Below are 18,497 nucleotides of genomic sequence, written 5' to 3'. Positions count from 1 at the left end.
GACCCTCAGCGCCGGCGCTGGAGGCGGTGCACCGGGAGGCCCGCGAGGAGGCCGCGCTCGGCGATGCCCCGGATCTCCTCGGGTGCGGCGCCGACCGCGCCGAGGACGTCGTTCGCCGCGAGCACCCCGGTCATCGCGGCGCGCTCCATCAGGCCGGACGGGTGCGGGCACTCCACGTAGTCCCCGGCGACCCGGATGCCGGGGGCGTCCGTGCGCACGCCGGGGCGGGTGCCCGCACTGCCCGGGGGGAAGGCGGGCGCCGTCGCCTCGGAGCGTTCGACCAGGTCGACGACCTGCGCCTGCGCCGTCTCCGGCCAGAGCGCGGCGAGCTCGGCGCGCATCCGGCGGGTCGCCTCGCCCGCCGTGGGCGCGGTGCAGGCGTAGGAGTGCAGCTCCAGGATCTCCCCGCCGGTGCGGGCGGCCCAACGCGCGGACTCGCCCTCCAGCCGGGAGTAGATCGTGACCGAGTCCAGCGTCGGCTCGCCGGAGACCGCGCTGAACACCGCCCGGTCCGGCCGGACCGGGCGGTCCAGCCACAGCCGGGTGACCGCGAAGGGGGGCGCGAGCTGCAGCGCCGCCGCCCGCCGGGCCAGGTCCGGGGCGACCGGCGACCGGGCCAGCAGGGTGCGCAGACCGCCGGGATCGAGTGCGAGCACCACGTGCTCCGCGTCCACGGTCTCCGACTCCGACTCCGACTCCGGCTCCGACCCGGACCGCACCCGCCAGCCCGACCCGACGCGCTCGAGCCCGTCCACCCGCACCCCGAGCCGCAGGTCCGCGCCCCGTTCGCGCAGGTAGCCTGCCAGCGGATCCCAGATCGCGGTGCGGTGGTCCTCGGCGGGCGCGTCGAAGCCGATGCCCGCGGGGTTGCCCAGGAAGTAGTAGTGGAACATCGCGACGAGCTCGGCGGCGGACAGGCCGGACTGGTCGCAGAAGAAGGACCGGGCGAACGCCTCGAACAGCATCTCCCGGGCCCGGTCGGACACCCCGAGCCCGCGGAGGAACTCGGCGGCGGACAGGTCGTCGAACCGGGCGGCGGTGTCCGCGGGGGAGTGGGCGAGCAGGGCCAGGCCGAGGCCCGCGTCCGCCCCCGCGATCTCGCGCAGCCGCAGGCTGGGTGAGCGGGCGAACAGCGCCAGCAGGTTGAGCGGCGGGGCCGCCGGGAGCGACCCGAGGTCCTCCGCCGGCCAGCGGCGGGAGATCACCGGGTAGCCCACCACCGGGCGCAGCGGCGTGCCGACCCGGGCCAGGATCGCCCGCCAGGTGTCGTAGTGGCGGAAGAAGGCGTGGAAACCGTGCTCGACGACCTGCGCCGACCCGTCCGGCAGCGTGTGCGACCAGGCCCCGAGCCGCCCGCCGAGGAACTCGGCCGCCTCCAGCACGGTGACCCGCGCGCCGCGCTCGGCGAGCACCACCGCGGCCGAGATCCCCGCGATCCCGCCACCGACGACCACCGCACGGGTCCCCTCCGGCACCCGCCGCGGCAGGTGCGGCCGACCGGGGACCAGGACGAGGGGCGCGCGGCGCCAGGGGAGGGTGCGGGGCACGGGTCCACCCTAGGAAGCCCCACCGACAGAACCTCCGCGCACCCGCCTGCTGCGATACTCCCGCGGTGCGGGGGCGGGCGTGGGTCGGGGAGCTGCGGACCTGGGCGACGGGCGTGGACCCCGGGTGGGGGCGGCTGCGGTTCGCGGGGGTCGCGACGGCGGCGATGGCCCTCGCCGTCCTGCTGATGTCCGGGGTGCGGGCGCTGTCCGGCCAGCCGATCACGGTGGTGCTGTTCGCCGCCGTGCTGGCGATGGTCAGCAACCTGTCGGTCACCGAGCCGGAGCTGGGGCGCCGCCGCGTCACGACGGCGCTGATGGTGCTGCCCGCGGCGGCCTCGACGGTCGTCGGGACGCTGCTGGTGGAGCACCGCACGGTGTCCGACGTGGTGTTCGTGCTGGTCATGATGGTCGCGGTGGTCGTCCGCCGGTTCGGCGCGCGCGGCACCGCGCTCGGCATGGCGCTGTTCATGCCCTACTTCTTCACGCAGTTCCTGCAGGCCCGCCCGGAGCAGCTGCCGTGGTTGCTGGCGGCGGTGGGTGTCGGGATCGGGTCGACGCTGCTGCTGCGCGGCTTCGTGTTCGCCGACGACCCGGAGAAGATCCTGGACCGCCTGACGGTGGCGCTGCGGGCGCACGTGCACGCGCTCGCCCTCGCGGTCGTCGACGTCCTGGAGGCCCCCGCGCAGGACCGCGCGAAGATCGACGACGCGTTGCGGGACGTCGCCCGCCGCCGCACCCGGCTCAACGACACGATGCTGCAGGTCGCCGACCAGTTCGACCGGCTCGACCGGCCCGCGGACGAGTCCCGCGAGCTGCAGCTCGCCGATCTCGAGCTGGCGGCCGAGCGCCTCGCCGTGTCCACCCGCAGGCTGGCGGACGATCCCGCCCGCCCGGGCGCCCTGGAACCGGAGGTGCGGCGGGCGCTGATCGCCGGGGCGCGCGGGATCGCGGCCGGGACCGCGACCGGGATCCCGGACGACAGCCGCGCCATCGCGCTGGCGGGTGCCCGGCGCAGCGTCGACCCGCTGGCCGCCGAGCACGGCGGCGCCCGGCCCCGCGAGCAGCGCCTCGCGTTCGCCGTGGTCCGCCTCGCCGACGCCCTGGAGGGCGGCGGCGACCATCCGCCGCCCGCCCCGGTCGAGGTGGACCAGGACGCCGAGCCGGAGGAGGAGACCACCGACGGGCCGAAGGGGCTCGCGCTCTCCACCCGGCAGGCGGTGCAGGTCGGGGTCGCGACGAGCCTGGCGATCGTCGCGGGGGAGCTGGTCTCGCCCGCCCGGTGGTACTGGGCGGTGATCGCGGCGTTCGTGGTGTTCGCCGGGACCGCGAGCCGCGGCGACGTCCTGACCCGAGGGTGGCAGCGGCTCGTCGGCACGGTCGGCGGCGTGGTCGCGGGGATGGGCCTGGCGCTGTTGGTCGGCGGCCACGTCGTCGTCTCGCTGGTGCTGCTGGCCTGTTGTGTGTTCCTGGCGCTGTACCTGGTCCGGATCTCCACCGGCCTGCTCGCCTTCTGGATCACCGCCGTCCTCGCGCTGCTCTACGGCGTGATCGGCCAGTTCTCCGTCGAGACGCTGGTCCTGCGGGTGGTCGAGACGGCCGTCGGCGGGGCCCTCGGGGCGCTCGCCGGGTTCCTCGTGCTGCCCAAGCACACGCGGGAGGCCTTCCGCGAGGCGCTCGACGAGACCGTCGACGCCCTGGACGACACCCTGGCCGCGACCACCGACCGCCTCCTCGGCCGACCCGCCGCCGGTGTCCCGGTCGAGCTGGCCCGGGTCGCCGACGAGAAGCTCAAGGTGCTGCGCGAGCGGGCGAGACCGCTGGACAGCCCGCTGCCGCGGCGCCGCGGACGGGGCAGCTACCAGCGGGCGCTGCGGGTGCTGACGGCCGTGGACCACTACGCGCGGTCGTTCGCACGGCTGTCCGACGGGCTCGTCGCGCCGGAGTGGACGGCGCTCGACCCGGCCGTCGCGGCGGTCCGGGCGAACCTCGCGGCCCTCGGTGAGGTGCTCGCCGAGCAGACGCCCGAGGTGCGCTCCGCCGAGCAGCTGGTCGACGAGGCCGAGGCCGCCGCCGCGACCACCGAGGATCCCGCGCGGCGGACCGCGATGCTGACCGCCGCCCGGCTGGTCCGCCGCATCGACCAGGTCGTCGTGCGCCTCGTCGACGACCTCGCGGGCGTGCCCGCGGGGACGAGCGGTCAGCGGGGATAGCTCTGGGGTGACGAGACGCCGCAGTGGGCGCAGGTCTCCAACGGGATGCGGTCGGGGTCCCCGACGGCGGTGCGCACGGTCAGGGCGGCGAGCACGCCCGCGGCGGCCAGCAGCCCGGCGGTGATCAGCAGCGCCGTGCGGAAGCCGGCGTCGAAGGTCGCCGGGTCGGTGTAGTCGGCCCCGGCGATCCCCGCCAGCCCCGGGATCACCGCGACGGCGAGCAGCCCCGCCGACCGCGCGACCGCGTTGTTGACCCCGGACGCCGCGCCCGCGTACCGGTCGGGTGCGGCGTCGAGGACCGTGGCGGTCAGCGGCGCGACCGTGAGCGTGAGCCCGACGGCGAAGACCAGGACCCCCGGCAGCACGTCGAGCAGCCAGGACGCGCCCGGCCCGATCCGCAGCAGCAACAGCACTCCGACCGCCGCGACCAGCGGCCCGACGGTCATGGGCAGGCGCGGCCCGATCCGCTGCGCCAGCGCCCCGGACCGGGCCGAGAACAGCAGCATCAACACCGTGACCGGCAGCAGCGCGGCACCGGCGAGCACGGGCGGGAACCCCGCGACCACCTGCAGCTGCAGCACCAGCAGCAGGAACAGGGTGCCGAGGGCGGCGTAGAGCAGCAGTGTGACGACGTTGGCGGCGGTGAACACCCGGCTCGCGAACAGCGTCGGGGGGACCAGCGGGTGCCGCGACCGCCGCTCCACCAGCACGAACACCACGAGGGCCAGCACCCCGACCAGGGTGACGGGCCACCTCCCCTCGGTGAGCCCCCACGTGAGCCCGCCGAGGCCGACGACCGCCGCGACGGTCCCGGTGAGATCGAGTCCCGGCGCGGCGGCCGGGTCCCGGGACTCGGGGACGTGCCGCAGCGCCACCCACACCACCAGCACCGCCAGCGGCAGGTTGATCAGGAACACCGCCCGCCACGTCCACTCGACGAGCCAGCCGCCGAGGAACGGGCCCACCGCACCGGCGATGCCGCCGAGCCCCGACCAGGCCCCGACCGCCGCGGCGCGGTCCGTGCCGTGGAAGGACGCGGAGATGATCGCCAGGCTGCCCGGGGCGAGCAGCGCCCCGCCCACCCCCTGCAGCGCCCGGGCCGCCACCAGCGTCTCGATCGTCGGGGCGAACGCGCAGAGCGCCGAGGCGACGGCGAACCACACGACGCCGATCACGAACACCCGCCTGCGCCCGAACCGGTCGCCGAGCGACCCGCCGAGCAGGATCAGCGCGGCGAGCCCCAGCGTGTACGCGTTCACCGTCCACTGCAGCCCGGAGAACCCGGCGTCCAGCTCCTCGCCGATGTGCGCGAGCGCCACGTTGACGACGGTGCCGTCGAGCATCGCGAGGCTGGAGCCCAGCACGGTGCCGAACACCACCCAGCGCCCCGCGGGTGTGCCGAGGCGGAGCCCGGTGTCGGCCATGTCGCGCACAGTACGCTCGGCCGTCGATCATCGGTGAGGCCCGCAGCGGCACCGTCGTGCCCGTGGGCGCGGTGGCGGCAGGCCGGGACGGGCGAGCAGAGGGCGAGGAGTGGCCGTGGCCGTGCACGTGCGGGTCGGGGACGACCGGGTCGGGACGATCGAGCTGGACCGCCCCGAGCGGCGCAACGCGCTGAACGTCGAGACCTGCGAGGGCATCGTCGCGGCCGTCGAGCAGGTGCGGGCCGAGCGGGCGCGGGCGGTCGTCGTCACCGGTAGCGGCACGAGCTTCTGCTCCGGCGCGGACTTCGGCGAGGTCTACGGCGACCACTTCACCACGGCGCTCTACGCCGCCCTGCAGGCCGTGTTCACGCTCCCGGTGCCGGTCGTCGCGGCCGTGAACGGGCCCGCCATCGGCGGCGGCACCCAGCTCGCGATCGCCTGCGACCTGCGCGTCGCCGCGGAGGGAGCCCGCTTCGCGGTGCCGACGGCCCGGCTCGGCGTGGCCGTGGACCCGTGGACGATCCGGCGGCTGGAGCAGCTCGCCGGGGGAGCGTTGGCCCGGTCGGTCCTGATCGGCTGCGAGACCGTCGGGCCCGAGCTCGCGCACGCCCGCGGTCTGGTCGACCGCCTCGGCAGCCCGGCGGAGGCCCACGCCTGGGCCGCGGAGCTCGCCGGCCTCGCTCCGCTCACCCTGGCCTACAACAAGCAGGTGCTGGACCGGGTCGACCTGGCCGCGTCCGACCCCGTCCTGACCGGGGCGTTCGCGGCGTGCTGGTCCAGCGCGGACCTGGCCGAGGGTCGGGCGGCCCGGGCCGAGAAGCGGGCGCCGGCGTTCGAGGGCCGCTGAGTCGATCGGCGGCTCGGCCGCTAGGCCGTTCGGAGGGTGACGGTGACGGTGCGTCGCCACTCTGTGGTCCGTACCTCACTCGAAGGTCTCGACCTGCACCCACGGTGACCGGACGAGGCCACCTCCCGACATCCCGCGCGTCTACCGGTCGTTGCCCCGTGAAGCACGGGGGTGAGAGGCGGTGGAGATGCGCAGGGCGCGCGGATGGACGGTCGGTGCGGTGACGGGTGCTGCGGTGGCCCTGGTCGCCTCGCTCGGGATCGGCGTGGCCGGTGCGGCGCCCACCTCGGCACCCCGCACGTACCCGACCGGTGCCACCCCCTGCACCGCGACGGCGAAGGCCTGCGTGGACGTCGACGGCCGGACCGCCTGGCTGATGGACGGCCACGGCGCGATCGTCCGCGGACCGGTCTCCGTGCAGACCGGAGACGACGAGGACCCCACCCCGCGCGGCACCTTCCACGTGCAGTGGAAGGCCGAGCAGTACACCAGCCGCGAGTACCTGACCCAGATGCCGTACTCGGTCTTCTTCGCCGACGGCGGCGTCGCCTTCCACGAGGGTCGCCAGGACACGCCGTCGGCGGGCTGTGTGAAGCTCGACGAGGCGGACGCGAAGGCCTGGTTCGCCTACCTCCAGGTGGGCGACGAGGTACAGGTCACCTGAGGTCACCCTCAGTTCGTCCGTCGTAGGGGTTCTACCGGTAGTAGAATCGCAGGCGTGCCGAGCTTGGGTGAGTTGGAACGTGCTGTCATGGAGGTCCTGTGGGCCGGGGCGGGTGAGCTGACCGCGCGCGAGGTCCAGGAGGCGCTGGCCGACCGCGAGCTGGCCACGACGACCGTGCTCACCGTGCTCGGCAGGCTCGAGCGCAAGCAGCTGGTCGTCCGCACGCGGGACGGCCGGGCGCATCACTACCGTCCCACCGCCTCGCGGGAGGACCACGTGGCCGAGCTGATGAACGACGCGCTCGACGGCGCCCCCGACCGCGGCGCCGCCCTCGCGCGCTTCCTCGGCTCGATCCCGCGCGAGGAGCGTCGCAAGCTGCGGGACCTGCTGGACTGAGCACGGTCCCCGTCCGGGATGATGGAGCGATGGCGCTCGCTGCGCTCGGTCTCCTGGTGCTCGGCGTCGTGCTCGCCGAGCCGGTCAGCCGTGCGTTCGCGCGGGCCCGCTGGACCCGTCGGGACCCGGTCGGCGCGCTCCTCGTCTGGCAGGCCATCGGCCTCGCGGGTGGGCTCTCGCTCGTCGGCTGCGGCATCGTCTACGGCCTCTCGCCCCTCGGTTCCTCCCTCCCCGACGCCGTCGGCACGCTGGTGCGGGAGTGGAACGACGGCCGGTGGCCGGACCGGTTCGACGCGCTGCACGTGATCGCCTTCGCCGCCTCCGTGGTGGTGGGCGGTCGGCTGCTCTGGGTGCTCAGCACCATGTACTGGCGCACCGTGCGGGCCCGGCGCAGGCACCGCGACCTGCTCGACGTGCTGGCCACCCCGTGGCCGGACTCGCCCGGTACCCGCGTGCTCGACCATCCCCAGCCGGTCGCGTACTGCCTGCCGGGGCGCAGCTCGCGGCTGGTCGTCTCGGCGGGCGTGCTGGAGGCGCTGGAGCCCGAGGAGGTGTGGGCCGTGCTCGCGCACGAGCGGTCCCACCTGCGGGAACGGCACGATCTGGTGGTCCTGCCCTTCGTCGCGTGGGGCGCCACGGCGCCGTTCGTGCGCGGCATGGAGTGCGCGCAGGTCGCCGTGGCGGAGCTGATCGAGATGCGGGCGGACGACGTCGCGGCCTGCAAGTCCGAGCCGCACGAGCTCGTCGGCGCCCTGAAGACCGTCGGGGGCAGCGCTCCCGCCGCGGCGCTGTCGTCCTTCACCGACGCCCTCGAAGCCCGGATCGAGCGGATCTCCGCGCACCCCTCACCCCTGCCGCTCGCGGCCCGCGCCGGCGTCCGGCTCGTCGCGGTCGCGCTGGTCGCGGTCCCGACGGTCCTGCTGCTCTTGTGACCCGCGCCTGCGGCGCCCGTGCGTGGTAAGTGGTGCCTGAGCACCACTTACCACGCACGAGCGCCGGAGGCGCCGCAGAAGTGTTGCGCGGTAATCACCTCGCGGGCGTAGCGTGGATCGGGTGCCGCTTACCGCACCTTCCGATCTCCCCCGCACCCTCGGCGCGCTCCGCAGCTCGGGACACGAGCTCAAGGGCGTCAAGACCGAGATCCGTGACAACCTGCTGACCGCCCTGCGCACGGGGACCGACCCGTGGCCCGGCATCGTCGGCTTCGAGAACACCGTGCTCCCCCAGCTGGAACGGGCCCTGATCGCGGGGCACGACGTCGTCCTGCTGGGCGAGCGCGGTCAGGGCAAGACCCGGCTGCTGCGCTCCCTGGTCGGACTACTCGACGAGTGGACCCCCGTCATCGAGGGCTCCGAGCTGGGCGAGCACCCCTACGACCCGATCGCCCCGCTGTCGATCGCGCGGGCCGCCGAGCTGGGCGACGACCTGCCGGTGACCTGGGTGCACCGCTCGGAGCGCTACACCGAGAAGCTCGCCACCCCGGACACCGCCGTCGCCGACCTGATCGGCGACGTCGACCCCGTCAAGGTCGCCGAGGGCCGTTCCCTCGGTGACCCCGAGACCATCCACTTCGGGCTCGTCCCGCGCGCGCACCGCGGCGTCGTCGCGATCAACGAGCTCCCCGACCTGGCCGAACGGATCCAGGTCGCGCTGCTCAACGTGATGGAGGAGCGGGACATCCAGGTCCGTGGCTACACGCTGCGGCTGCCCCTGGACATCCTGCTGGTCGCCTCCGCGAACCCCGAGGACTACACCAACCGCGGCCGGATCATCACCCCGCTGAAGGACCGCTTCGGCGCCGAGGTGCGCACGCACTACCCCCTGGAGGTGGCCGACGAGGTCGCCATGGTCGTCCAGGAGGCGGACCTGGCCGCGGAGGTCCCGCGGCACCTGATCGAGGTCGTCGCCCGGTTCACCCGGCACCTGCGCGAGTCGAGCGCCGTGGACCAGGCGTCCGGCGTGTCCGCCCGGTTCGCGGTCGCCGCCGCGGAGACGGTGGCGGCGGCGGCCCTGCGCCGCGCCGCGCTCGTCGGCGAGACGCGGGCCTACGCCCGGCCCGTCGACCTGGAGGCCGTGCCCGCCGTGCTGCGCGGCAAGATCGAGTTCGAGTCCGGCGAGGAGGGGCGCGAGGAGGAGATCCTCGAGCACCTGCTGCGCCGCGCCGTCGCCGACACCGCGCGGTTCGCGCTGCGCGGGGTCGACCTGGGCGGGCTCGCCGACGCGGTGGCGACCCACCCGGTCCGCACCGGCGAGCGGGTGCCCGCCGCCGAGGTCGTCGCCAAGCTGCCGACGGTCCCGGTGCTGACCGAGGTCGCGACCCGGCTCGGGGCCGAGGGGACCGAGGACCCGGGCCCGATGGCGTCGGCCGCGGAGCTGGCCCTGGAATACCTCTTCCTCACCCGCAAGCTGGCGAAGGACGAGACCGACGACGGCGACACGGTGGAATATGGCTGATCCCAGGCGCAGACGACGTCGGTACGCCTACGGGCCCTACGCGGGCGGGCCGGACCCGTTGGCCCCTCCGTTCGACATCCGGTCGGCGATGGACCAGATCGGCCGGGACGTCATGGAGGGGTCCTCGCCCCGCCAGGCGCTGCAGGAGCTCCTGCGCCGGGGACTCGACGGCAACCGCGGGCTGGACGAGCTGTCCCGGCAGGTCTGGGAGCGGCGCCGCAACCTGCAGCGGGACAACCGGATCGACGGCACGCTGCAGGAGGTCCGCGAGCTGCTGCAGCGCGCCATGGACGCCGAGCGGGAGGCGTTGGGGAACGAGGACTCCGACGACGCCCGCTTCCGGGAGATGCAGCTCGACGCGCTGCCGTCCGACACCGGTGGCGCCGTGCGGGAGCTGGGGTCCTACGACTGGAGGTCCTCGGAGGCCCGCCAGGCCTACGAGGACATCCGGGACCTGCTCGGACGCGAGCTGATGGACCAGCGGTTCGAGGGCATGAAGCAGGCGCTCGAGGGGGCCACCCCGGAGGACGTCGAGCGGATCAACTCGATGTTGGAGGACCTCAACTCCCTGCTGGAGAACCACGCGAACGGGCAGGACACCACCGAGCAGTTCCAGGAGTTCATGCGCGAGCACGGGGACTTCTTCCCCGAGAACCCGCAGAACACCGACGAGCTGATCGACACCCTGGCGCAGCGGTCCGCCGCCGCCCAGCGGATGCTCAACTCGATGTCCGCCGAGCAGCGGGCCGAGCTGATGGAGCTTTCGCAGCAGGCCTTCGGCGACCCCCGCCTCGCGCAGCAGATGTCCCGGCTGGACTCGATGCTGCAGGGGCTGCGGCCGGGCGAGGACTGGGACGGCTCGGGGCGCTTCCGCGGCGACAACCCGATGGGGATGGGCGAGGCGACCCGGGCGCTGGAGGAGCTGGGGCAGCTCGACGCGTTGGCCGAACAGCTCGCGCAGAGCTACCCGGGCGCGCGGCTGGACGACATCGACCTGGACGCGCTCACCGAGATGCTCGGCGAGCAGGCGGACGTCGACGCGCGCACGCTGGCCCAGCTCGAGCGCGAGCTGCAGCGCCAGGGCCTGTTCGAGCGGGCGGCGGACGGCACGTTGTTGCTGTCGCCCAAGGCGTTGCGCAGGTTGGGGCAGTCGATCCTGCGGGACGTCGCGGAGCAGCTGTCCGGTCGCAACGGCCAACGGGACACCCGTCGGGCCGGTGCGGCCGGGGACGCGACCGGGGCGACCCGGCCGTGGGCCTTCGGCGACACCGAGAGCTGGTCGGTGCCGCGGACGCTGCTCAACGCCCAGCTGCGCAAGGCGTCCGGGGACACCCGGGACCTCGACGTGACGGACGTGGAGATCGTCGAGACCGAGCAGCGGACCCGCGCGGCGGTCGCCCTGCTCGTCGACACCTCGTGGTCGATGGTGGCCGAGGGCCGCTGGGTGCCGATGAAGCGCACCGCACTGGCCCTGCACCAGCTGATCTCCACCCGGTTCCGCGGGGACGCGCTCCAGCTCGTGACGTTCGGGCGGCACGCCCAGTCCGTCGAGCTCGGGGAGCTGGTGGGTCTGGAGGGCGCGTACGCGCAGGGCACCAACCTGCACCACGCGTTGCTGCTGGCCGGGCAGCACCTGCGGAAGAACTCGGACGCCACCCCGGTGGTCCTCGTCGTGACCGACGGCGAGCCCACCGCGCACCTGGAGCCGGACGGCGAGGCGTACTTCGACTACCCGCCCAGCCCGTACACGCTGCGGGCCACCATCGGCGAGCTCGACAAGCTCTCCGGTCTGCGGGCGAAGTTCACCTTCTTCGTCCTGGGCGACGACCCGCGGCTGGCGGTGTTCATGGACGGCCTCGCGAAGCGGGTCGGCGGTCGCGTGGTCAACCCGACCGTCGACGGCCTGGGCGCCGAGGTCGTGGCGGACTATCTGAAACGCCGCAGCTAGCAGGCATTATGGAGCCATCACGGTCGTCTGGGGGCGGGATGGCTCCATATGCCGCTCACGGCGGGAGGTCGAGCGGGTCTGCCGCGTTCGTGCGCCACTGGTCGACGGTCCTGATGTAGCGGAAGAGCTCCTGGCTGCCCGGCGCCCAGCGGCCCTGCCGCGCGATGTCCAGCAGGGCGGCGCCCGCCCGGTAGGACTCGGTGGCGAACCCCGCCCGCAGCGAGTGGCAGGTGACCGGGTGGCTCAGCCCGGCCCGCTCCCCGGCGCGGCTGATCACCGCGGTGACGGCGTCGGGGGACAACGGCCGGTCGCTGACCACGTCGTGGCGGTCGACCCGCCGGAACGCGGGACCCGACCCGGCGCAGACCCGCCGCCAGGCGAGCCACGCGGTGCGCGGGCACAACAGCGGGTGCCGACGGCGGGGGAGCGCGCTGCGCCCTGTCGTCTTCCCGACCCGGACGTCGAGGACCAGGCCGTTCTGCTCGACCGTCACGTCCCCGGCGCGCAGGTGGGCCTGGTCGCTCGCCCGGGTGGCGCCGTAGAAGCCGATGGTCAGCATGGCGCGGTCGCGCCGACCCGCGTTCGTGTCCGGGCACGCCTTCGACATGGCGAGCACCGCGGCCAGGTCGACGGCCACGGCCTGGCCCCGCCCGCGCCGGATCCCGTCCTCGGCGAGCCGCCGCCGATACACCGCCAGAGCCTCGCGGGCGGCCTCCGGCCCGCGGGGGTCGAGGTCCGCGCCGAAACGACGCAGGCCGTGCAGCGCCCCGGCGATCCGCCTGCGGATGGTCGCCGGGGCCGCCGGTGTGCCCGCGGGACGGTCGAGCCGCGGCGCGCCGTTCTCCAACCAGAGCACGAACCCGACGAGAGCGCCGCGCCCGCCCGACAGCAGCGGGATCCCGGCCCACCGGGTGTAGTCGGTCCACGCCGCCCAGTCCTGGGCGTACGCCTCCCGGGTCCCCGCGACCCGCCCGTCCTCGAGGTAGCGGTCGGCCGCCGCGTCGAGCGCCTGCAGACGTGCGCGCAGGTCGTCGTGGTCGGTGACGAGGTCGGTCGTGTGAGTCGGGTCGGAGGGGGCGGTCGGGTCGGGCGTTGAGCGGAGCGCGAGGTGCGCGTGATCGTCGCTCACGGGGTGAGTATCGGGCGCGTGACGGTGCGGCGGGTGGAGGCGCGCGGTGGGGGCTGGCCCGCTCGTGATCCACACGTCGGGTGAGCGGCGGTCGCAGAGCGACCTTCCTGCTCCCGGGCCGTGGATCAGTGCCCGGGCGCACCGGGCGCATCGGGCGCATCGGGCGGACCAGCAGAGATCCCAGGCCTTGCCGCGGCCATGATCCACGGCTGGGGCGCGGGCGGGTCGTGAGGCGACCGTTCTGCTCCCGGCGTGTGGATCGCGACCGGTCCGAGCCGCGCGAGAACCATGATCCACACGTGGGGCGCGTGGGGGTCGCTGAGCGACCCCCGCGCTCCTCGGGCGTGGATCAACGGTTCGAGTGGATCCGGCCCTGGCCGTGATCCACGGGTGGGGCGCGGGCGGGTCGTGAGGCGACCGTTCTGCTCCTGGAGTGTGGATCAGAGCCGGTCCGAGCCGCGCGAAAACCATGATCCACACGAGGGGCGCGTGGGGGTCGCTGAGTGACCCCTGCGCTCCTCGGGCGTGGATCAACGGTTCGAGTGGATCCGGCCGTGGCCATGATCCACCGCTGGGGCGGGCGGAGGTCGCTCAGCGACCGTCCCGCGCCCGAAGCGCAGATCACCCGTCTTCGGCGGCGCTCGCTCGGCCCGATCCGGCTTCTGACCGGGGAGAAGAAGGTTTCTCCCGAGCCAGGCAGGAGCAGACGATCTGAATTACGACAACTCAAGTCGATATGGAAAAATGTAAGTGTGGAAGACGAGACCCGGCTGTGTGCGTTCCGGCAGTGCCGCGCGGCGTTGCCGCAGCTCAGCGGGCGGGGCAACCGCCCGCGCTACTGCCAGGACGGCAGGACCTGGGGGCCGAACGGGCTCAGCTGCAAGTCGGCCGAGGCCGCGTTCGTCGCGGTCGAGTCGCTGACGGAGGCGGACTCGGTGCTCACCTCGGCGGCGCTCGACGCGCTCGGGGACAGGCTGGCCGTGGCCCGCGCGCCGCTGGCGGACCTGCTGGCGGCGGTCGACGTCGTCGGGCGGCAGGTCGCGGAGGAGACCGCGGGCGCGCTCGCCGAGCGGGACCGGGCGCGGGAGGCCGCGGCCGAGGACCGCGGGGCTCGCGAGCGGGCCGAGGGGGACGCCGCCCGGCAGCGGGCGGAGGCCGACGCCGCGGGGGCACGGGCGGCGGAGGCGGTGGAGCTGGCGTCGGCGGCGGACCGGGCGCGGGTGAAGGCCGAGCAGGCCGCCGCGGCCGCGCTGCGGGAGCAGCTGCGCGCCGAGGGCAGGGTCGACGCGCTGACCGACCGCCTCCGGCGCGCCGAGGAGCTCGCCGAGGCGGCGGCCGCGCAGGTCGCGGAGCTGCGTACCCAACTGAGCACGCTGCAGGCCACGGCGCGCGCCACCGACGCCACCCTCGCCGAGGAGCGGTCCCGCGCCGCGCGGGACGCCGACGCCCACCGTGCCGAGCTCGCCGCCCGCGACGAGGCCGCGGCCGGTCTACGCGCCGAGCACGACGACGCCGTCGCCCGGCTGCGGGAGGAGCACCACGCCGACCTCGCCCGGCTGCGTGCCGACCATGAGAGCGCCGTCGCCCACCTCCGCGCCGAGCTCGACGAGGATCGGCGCCTCCACACGACCGACGTCGAGCGGCTGCGCACCGAACACGCGACCCTCGTCGAGCGGCTGCGCGCCGAGCACGCCGCAGCCACCGAGCAGAGCCTGGCCCGGGAGCGCACCGAGGCCACCGAGCGTCGGGAGGCCGCGCTCGACCGTCTCCGCGCCGAGCACTCCGCGGTGCGCGAGGAGCACTCCCGACTGGTCGCCGACCTGCACCGACAGCTCGGCGCGGCCGATCACGAGATCATGAGCCTGCGTCGGGACCTGGAGCGCGCCGGCTCCTGACGACGCGCTGGGTGAGCAGCCTGTTCACCACCGCACTGACCTCACCCGATCGCGGGATCAGCCCGTGCGCCTGGGCGTGGGGCGCGCGGGCTCCTGCGCGGCCTGATCACGCTGTCACGGTGCGCCCGATCGCCAGATCACGACCTGGCGGCGGGCTCGGGGCGCGCCCGCTCCTGAGCATGCGGGGAGCGGGCAGACTCTTCACCACCGCCACGACGCCCTCCGATCGCGGGATCACGACCCTGCGCCGGGGCCTGCATCGCCCCGGCTCGTGACGACGCGCTGGGACAACGCCCGATCACGCCGCCCAATCACGACCTGGCGCCGGGACATGGAGCGCGCCGGCCCCTGACCGCGCTGGGCGGGCAACCTGGTCACCCCCGGGACCCCGGCGCCCGCGCCGGCGTTCGGCCCGACAGGCCCGGTGCTCACGCCGACGGCTCGACCACGAGCAGCTGGGCGTCCTTCGCCACGGTGCCGCCGACCCGGGCCCGCAGCTCGCGGACGGTGCCGTCCACCGGGGCCGTCAGGACGTGCTCCATCTTCATGGCCTCGACCACCACGAGGGTCTGGCCCGCGGTGACCTCCTGGCCCTCGCCGACCTCGACGACGGTCACCGTGCCCGGCATGGGGGAGAGGACGGGGCCGCCGCTGCCCGCGGCGTCCTCGGCGGCGGCGTCCAGCGCGGTGTGCTCGCGGACCGCCCAGGTCTGTCCGCCGCCGGCCAGCCACAGCGTGCCCGCCGCGTCCCGCGCCGCGGTCCAGGTGCGGGTGACGCCGGCCTGGGTGTGCCGGTAGCCGCCGGGGATCGCGACGGTGGACGTGGGGACGGGGTCCCCGCCGTCGAGCATCAGCTCCGCGGCTCCGGCGCGGCCTCGCGTGCGGACCTCGACCGGTTCGTGGCCGTCGACCTCGAACCGCCCGACGGTCCAGGCGTGCTCGCCGAGCCGCCAGCCGCCGGGCAGGTCGAACGGGTCGACGACCGCGCCGTGGGGCTCCAGCTCGAGCAGCCCGATCCCCGCGGCGGCGCCCAGGACGTCCGCGGGCAGCTCGGTCCGGGTCAGCGACTCGAGCCTGCGGCCGACCAGGCCCGTGTCCAGGTCGCCTGCGCGGACGTCCGGGTCCGCGAGCAGGGCCCGCAGGAAGCCGACGTTCGTGCCGAGGCCCAGCAGGACGGTGTCGGCGAGCGCGGCGTCGAGCCGGCGCAGCGCCTCGGCCCGGTCGGCGCCCCAGGCGATCACCTTGGACAGCATGGGGTCGTAGTCCGACCCGACGGTGCCCCCCTCGACGACGCCGGAGTCGACGCGCACCGTCGTCGGCTCGCGCAGGGCGAGGATCCGGCCGCCGGTGGGGAGGAACCCGTTCGCCGGGTCCTCGGCGTAGACCCGCACCTCGACGGCGTGGCCGCGCGGCTCCAGGACCTCCGGCCAGGGGGCGGCCGCGCCGGCGGCGACCTGCAGCTGCAGCGCCACCAGGTCGACGCCGTAGACCTCCTCGGTCACCGGGTGTTCCACCTGCAGGCGGGTGTTCATCTCCATGAAGAACCAGTCGTCCGGGTTCTTCCCGTCGACGATGAACTCGACCGTGCCCGCGCCGACGTACCCGCAGGCCCGGGCCGCGTCGCAGGCCGCGGCCCCCATGGCCGCCCGCTGCGCGGGGGTGAGCAGCGGCGACGGCGCCTCCTCGACGATCTTCTGGTGGCGCCGCTGCAGCGAGCACTCGCGCTCGCCGAGGTGGACGACGCCGCCGTGGGCGTCCGCGAGGACCTGGATCTCGATGTGGCGGGGCGCGGTGATCAGCCGCTCGACGAGCAGGGTGTCGTCCCCGAACGAGCCGCGGGCCTCGCGCTGTGCCGACGCGATCGCCCCGGACAGCTCCTCGGCCGCGTACACCTCCCGCATCCCCTTGCCGCCGCCGCCCGCGGAGGGCTTGAGCAGGACCGGGTACCCGATCCGGGCGACGGCCACCTCGACGTCCTCGACGCCCTCCGACCCGGGCACCACCGGCACCCCGGCCTTCGCGACCGTCTGCTTGGCCCGGATCTTGTCGCCCATCGCGTCGATCGCCGCCGCGGGCGGACCCACGAAGACCAGCCCGGCCTCGGCGCACGCCGCGGCGAACGCCGTGTTCTCCGACAGGAACCCGTAGCCGGGGTGGATCGCCTCGGCGCCGGTGGCGCGCGCGGCGGCGAGCACGGCGTCGATGTCGAGGTAGCTGCCGATCCGCACGGCGGTGTCCGCGGCGGTGACGTGCGGGGCGGCGGCGTCGGGATCGGTGTGCACGGCCACGGAGCGGATGCCGAGCGTGCGCAGCGTGCGGATCACCCGCACCGCGATCTCGCCGCGATTGGCCACGAGGACGGTCGAGAACATCAGCGGACCTCCAGAGCTCACGGGACGCACGGGGCTCACATCCGGAAGACGCCGAACGCGGGATCCCCGAGGGGCGCGTTGGCGGCGACGGACAGGGACAGCCCAAGGACGGTGCGAGTGTCGGCGGGGTCGATCACGCCGTCGTCCCACAGCCGGGCGGTGGAGTAGTAGGGGTGGCCCTGCGACTCGTACTGGGCGCGGATCGCCTCCGGGTCCGCGTTCCCGACGGTCCCCAGCACGGTCGCGGCCTGCTCGCCGCCCATGACCGAGATGCGGGCGTTCGGCCACATGAACAGGAAGCGGGGGGAGTAGGCGCGCCCGCACATGGCGTAGTTCCCGGCGCCGAACGACCCGCCGATGACGACGGTCAGCTTCGGGACCCGGGTGGAGGCGACGGCGGTGACGAGCTTGGCCCCGTTCTTCGCGATGCCGCCCGCCTCGTACTCGCGGCCGACCATGAACCCGGAGATGTTCTGCAGGAACACCAGCGGGATGCCGCGCTGGTCGCACAGCTCGATGAAGTGGGCGCCCTTGAGCGCGGACTCGGAGAACAGGATCCCGTTGTTGGCCAGGATGCCGACGGGGTGGCCGTGGATGTGCGCGAACCCGGTGACCAGGGTGGTGCCGTACTCGGACTTGAACTCGCCGAACTCCGAGCCGTCGACGATGCGGGAGATCACCTCGCGCACGTCGTAGGGGGTGCGCGAGTCGGTGGGGACGACGCCGTAGAGCTCGGCCGGGTCGACGACGGGCGCGACGGTCGGGCGGCGCTCCCAGGGCGGCGCGACCCGCGGCCCGAGGGTGGCGACGATCGACCGCACCTTCCGCAGGGCGTCCGCGTCGTCGTTCGCGAGGTGGTCGGTGACGCCGGAGACCTTGGCGTGCAGGTCGCCGCCGCCGAGCTCCTCGGCGGTGACGACCTCGCCGGTCGCGGCCTTCACCAGCGGCGGGCCACCGAGGAAGATCGTCCCCTGGTTGCGGACGATGACGGCCTCGTCGGACATCGCCGGGACGTAGGCGCCGCCCGCGGTGCAGGAGCCGAGGACCGCCGCGATCTGCGGGATCCCGAGCCCGGACATGGTGGCCTGGTTGTAGAAGATCCGGCCGAAGTGCTCGCGGTCGGGGAAGACCTCGTCCTGGCGGGGGAGGAACGCGCCGCCGGAGTCGACCAGGTAGACGCACGGCAGCCGGTTGTGCAGGGCCACCTCCTGCGCGCGCAGGTGCTTCTTGACCGTCATCGGGTAGTAGGTGCCGCCCTTGACCGTCGCGTCGTTGGCGACGATCACGCACTCCCGCCCCGACACCCGCCCGACGCCGGTGATCATGCCCGCGCCGGGGGCGTCCCCGTCGTAGAGGCCGTGCGCGGCGAGCGGGGACAGCTCCAGGAACGGCGAGCCCGGGTCGACGAGGGAGTCCACCCGGTCGCGGGGGAGCAGCTTCCCGCGCTCGACGTGGCGGGCCCGCGACCTCTCGGGGCCGCCGAGCCGGGCCGTGGCCAGCTGGGCGGCCAAGTCCGCGACCAGGTTCCGGTGGGACTCCGCGTTGCGGGCGAACGCGTCCGAGCCGGGATCGGCGGTGGACCGCAGCGTCGTGGTCATGGGGCCACGGTAA

Annotated in this window: 13 protein-coding genes; 8 read left to right on the top strand and 5 right to left on the bottom strand. The window is 74.8% G+C overall.

The genetic code is table 11. The features are described from left to right. Positions 1 to 5: 5 nt before the first annotated feature. On the bottom strand, positions 6 to 1,547 hold the full coding sequence (locus L3X23_RS09480; RefSeq protein WP_237191835.1) for an FAD-dependent oxidoreductase: 1,542 nt from the start codon (positions 1,545 to 1,547) through the stop codon (positions 6 to 8). Positions 1,548 to 1,612: 65 nt separating this feature from the next. On the opposite strand from L3X23_RS09480, the gene L3X23_RS09475 reads away from it, so the two are divergent. Continuing rightward, positions 1,613 to 3,757: an FUSC family protein gene (locus L3X23_RS09475; protein WP_237191832.1), complete on the top strand. Its 2,145-nt coding sequence runs from the start codon at positions 1,613 to 1,615 to the stop codon at positions 3,755 to 3,757. Here L3X23_RS09475 and L3X23_RS09470 read toward each other — a convergent pair. Continuing rightward, the gene (locus tag L3X23_RS09470) at positions 3,745 to 5,181 is read right to left on the bottom strand and encodes an MFS transporter (protein WP_237191830.1); all 1,437 of its coding nucleotides are present in this window, start codon (positions 5,179 to 5,181) and stop codon (positions 3,745 to 3,747) included. The two genes, L3X23_RS09475 and L3X23_RS09470, sit on opposite strands and share 13 nt — an antisense overlap. A 115-nt stretch (positions 5,182 to 5,296) precedes the next feature. Here L3X23_RS09470 and L3X23_RS09465 point away from each other — a divergent pair, with 115 nt between their 5' ends. The 6 genes from L3X23_RS09465 (at position 5,297) to L3X23_RS09440 (ending at position 11,490) form a co-directional block, all read left to right on the top strand. Beyond that, positions 5,297 to 6,028 carry an enoyl-CoA hydratase gene (locus L3X23_RS09465; RefSeq protein ID WP_237191828.1) on the top strand — a complete coding sequence of 244 codons (732 nt, stop codon included), beginning with the start codon at positions 5,297 to 5,299 and terminating at the stop codon, positions 6,026 to 6,028. A 220-nt stretch (positions 6,029 to 6,248) separates the two neighbouring features. Continuing rightward, positions 6,249 to 6,692, top strand: coding sequence for a L,D-transpeptidase (locus L3X23_RS09460; protein WP_237191819.1), 444 nt, complete (start codon positions 6,249 to 6,251; stop codon positions 6,690 to 6,692). A gap of 54 nt (positions 6,693 to 6,746) precedes the next feature. After that, complete coding sequence (locus L3X23_RS09455) at positions 6,747 to 7,088, top strand: BlaI/MecI/CopY family transcriptional regulator (RefSeq protein ID WP_093077648.1); 342 nt, start codon at positions 6,747 to 6,749, stop codon at positions 7,086 to 7,088. A 29-nt stretch (positions 7,089 to 7,117) separates the two neighbouring features. Beyond that, entirely contained in the window at positions 7,118 to 8,020 is a 903-nt protein-coding gene (locus L3X23_RS09450; RefSeq protein WP_237191814.1) for a M56 family metallopeptidase, read from the top strand. A gap of 121 nt (positions 8,021 to 8,141) precedes the next feature. Next, the gene (locus L3X23_RS09445) at positions 8,142 to 9,542 is read left to right on the top strand and encodes an ATP-binding protein (protein ID WP_237191812.1); all 1,401 of its coding nucleotides are present in this window, start codon (positions 8,142 to 8,144) and stop codon (positions 9,540 to 9,542) included. Continuing rightward, positions 9,535 to 11,490, top strand: a complete 1,956-nt coding sequence (locus tag L3X23_RS09440; protein ID WP_237191810.1) for a VWA domain-containing protein — start codon at positions 9,535 to 9,537, stop codon at positions 11,488 to 11,490. Before L3X23_RS09445 ends, L3X23_RS09440 begins: the two co-directional genes overlap by 8 nt. A gap of 55 nt (positions 11,491 to 11,545) precedes the next feature. Here L3X23_RS09440 and L3X23_RS09435 read toward each other — a convergent pair whose 3' ends face one another. Then, the gene (locus L3X23_RS09435) at positions 11,546 to 12,619 is read right to left on the bottom strand and encodes a tyrosine-type recombinase/integrase (protein ID WP_237191808.1); all 1,074 of its coding nucleotides are present in this window, start codon (positions 12,617 to 12,619) and stop codon (positions 11,546 to 11,548) included. 752 nt (positions 12,620 to 13,371) lie between these two features. Here L3X23_RS09435 and L3X23_RS09430 point away from each other — a divergent pair. Beyond that, a complete protein-coding gene (locus L3X23_RS09430) occupies positions 13,372 to 14,514 on the top strand; it encodes a hypothetical protein (protein WP_237191803.1) in 1,143 nt (380 codons plus the stop codon). Positions 14,515 to 14,942: 428 nt separating this feature from the next. Here the strand turns inward: L3X23_RS09430 and L3X23_RS09425 are convergent, their stop codons facing one another. Then, the gene (locus L3X23_RS09425; RefSeq protein WP_237191801.1) at positions 14,943 to 16,886 is read right to left on the bottom strand and encodes a biotin carboxylase N-terminal domain-containing protein; all 1,944 of its coding nucleotides are present in this window, start codon (positions 16,884 to 16,886) and stop codon (positions 14,943 to 14,945) included. A gap of 35 nt (positions 16,887 to 16,921) precedes the next feature. Further along, entirely contained in the window at positions 16,922 to 18,484 is a 1,563-nt protein-coding gene (locus L3X23_RS09420) for a carboxyl transferase domain-containing protein (RefSeq protein WP_237191799.1), read from the bottom strand. Between the last annotated feature and the right edge of the window lie 13 nt (positions 18,485 to 18,497).

The sequence above is a fragment of the Pseudonocardia sp. WMMC193 genome (genome assembly GCF_021728735.1).
Taxonomy (GTDB): domain Bacteria; phylum Actinomycetota; class Actinomycetes; order Mycobacteriales; family Pseudonocardiaceae; genus Pseudonocardia; species Pseudonocardia oroxyli.
The sequence above is the reverse complement of the archived record's forward strand: the minus strand, read 5'-3'. Positions and strand labels throughout refer to the sequence as shown.

Excerpts from the sequence above, each read along its gene's own strand:
- L3X23_RS09420 (WP_237191799.1), bottom strand. The coding sequence starts at position 18,484 with ATGACCACGACGCTGCGGTCCACCGCCGATCCCGGCTCGGACGCGTTC.
- L3X23_RS09470 (WP_237191830.1), bottom strand. The coding sequence starts at position 5,181 with ATGGCCGACACCGGGCTCCGCCTCGGCACACCCGCGGGGCGCTGGGTG.
- L3X23_RS09450 (WP_237191814.1), top strand. The coding sequence starts at position 7,118 with ATGGCGCTCGCTGCGCTCGGTCTCCTGGTGCTCGGCGTCGTGCTCGCC.
- L3X23_RS09440 (WP_237191810.1), top strand. The coding sequence starts at position 9,535 with ATGGCTGATCCCAGGCGCAGACGACGTCGGTACGCCTACGGGCCCTAC.
- L3X23_RS09425 (WP_237191801.1), bottom strand. The coding sequence starts at position 16,886 with ATGTTCTCGACCGTCCTCGTGGCCAATCGCGGCGAGATCGCGGTGCGG.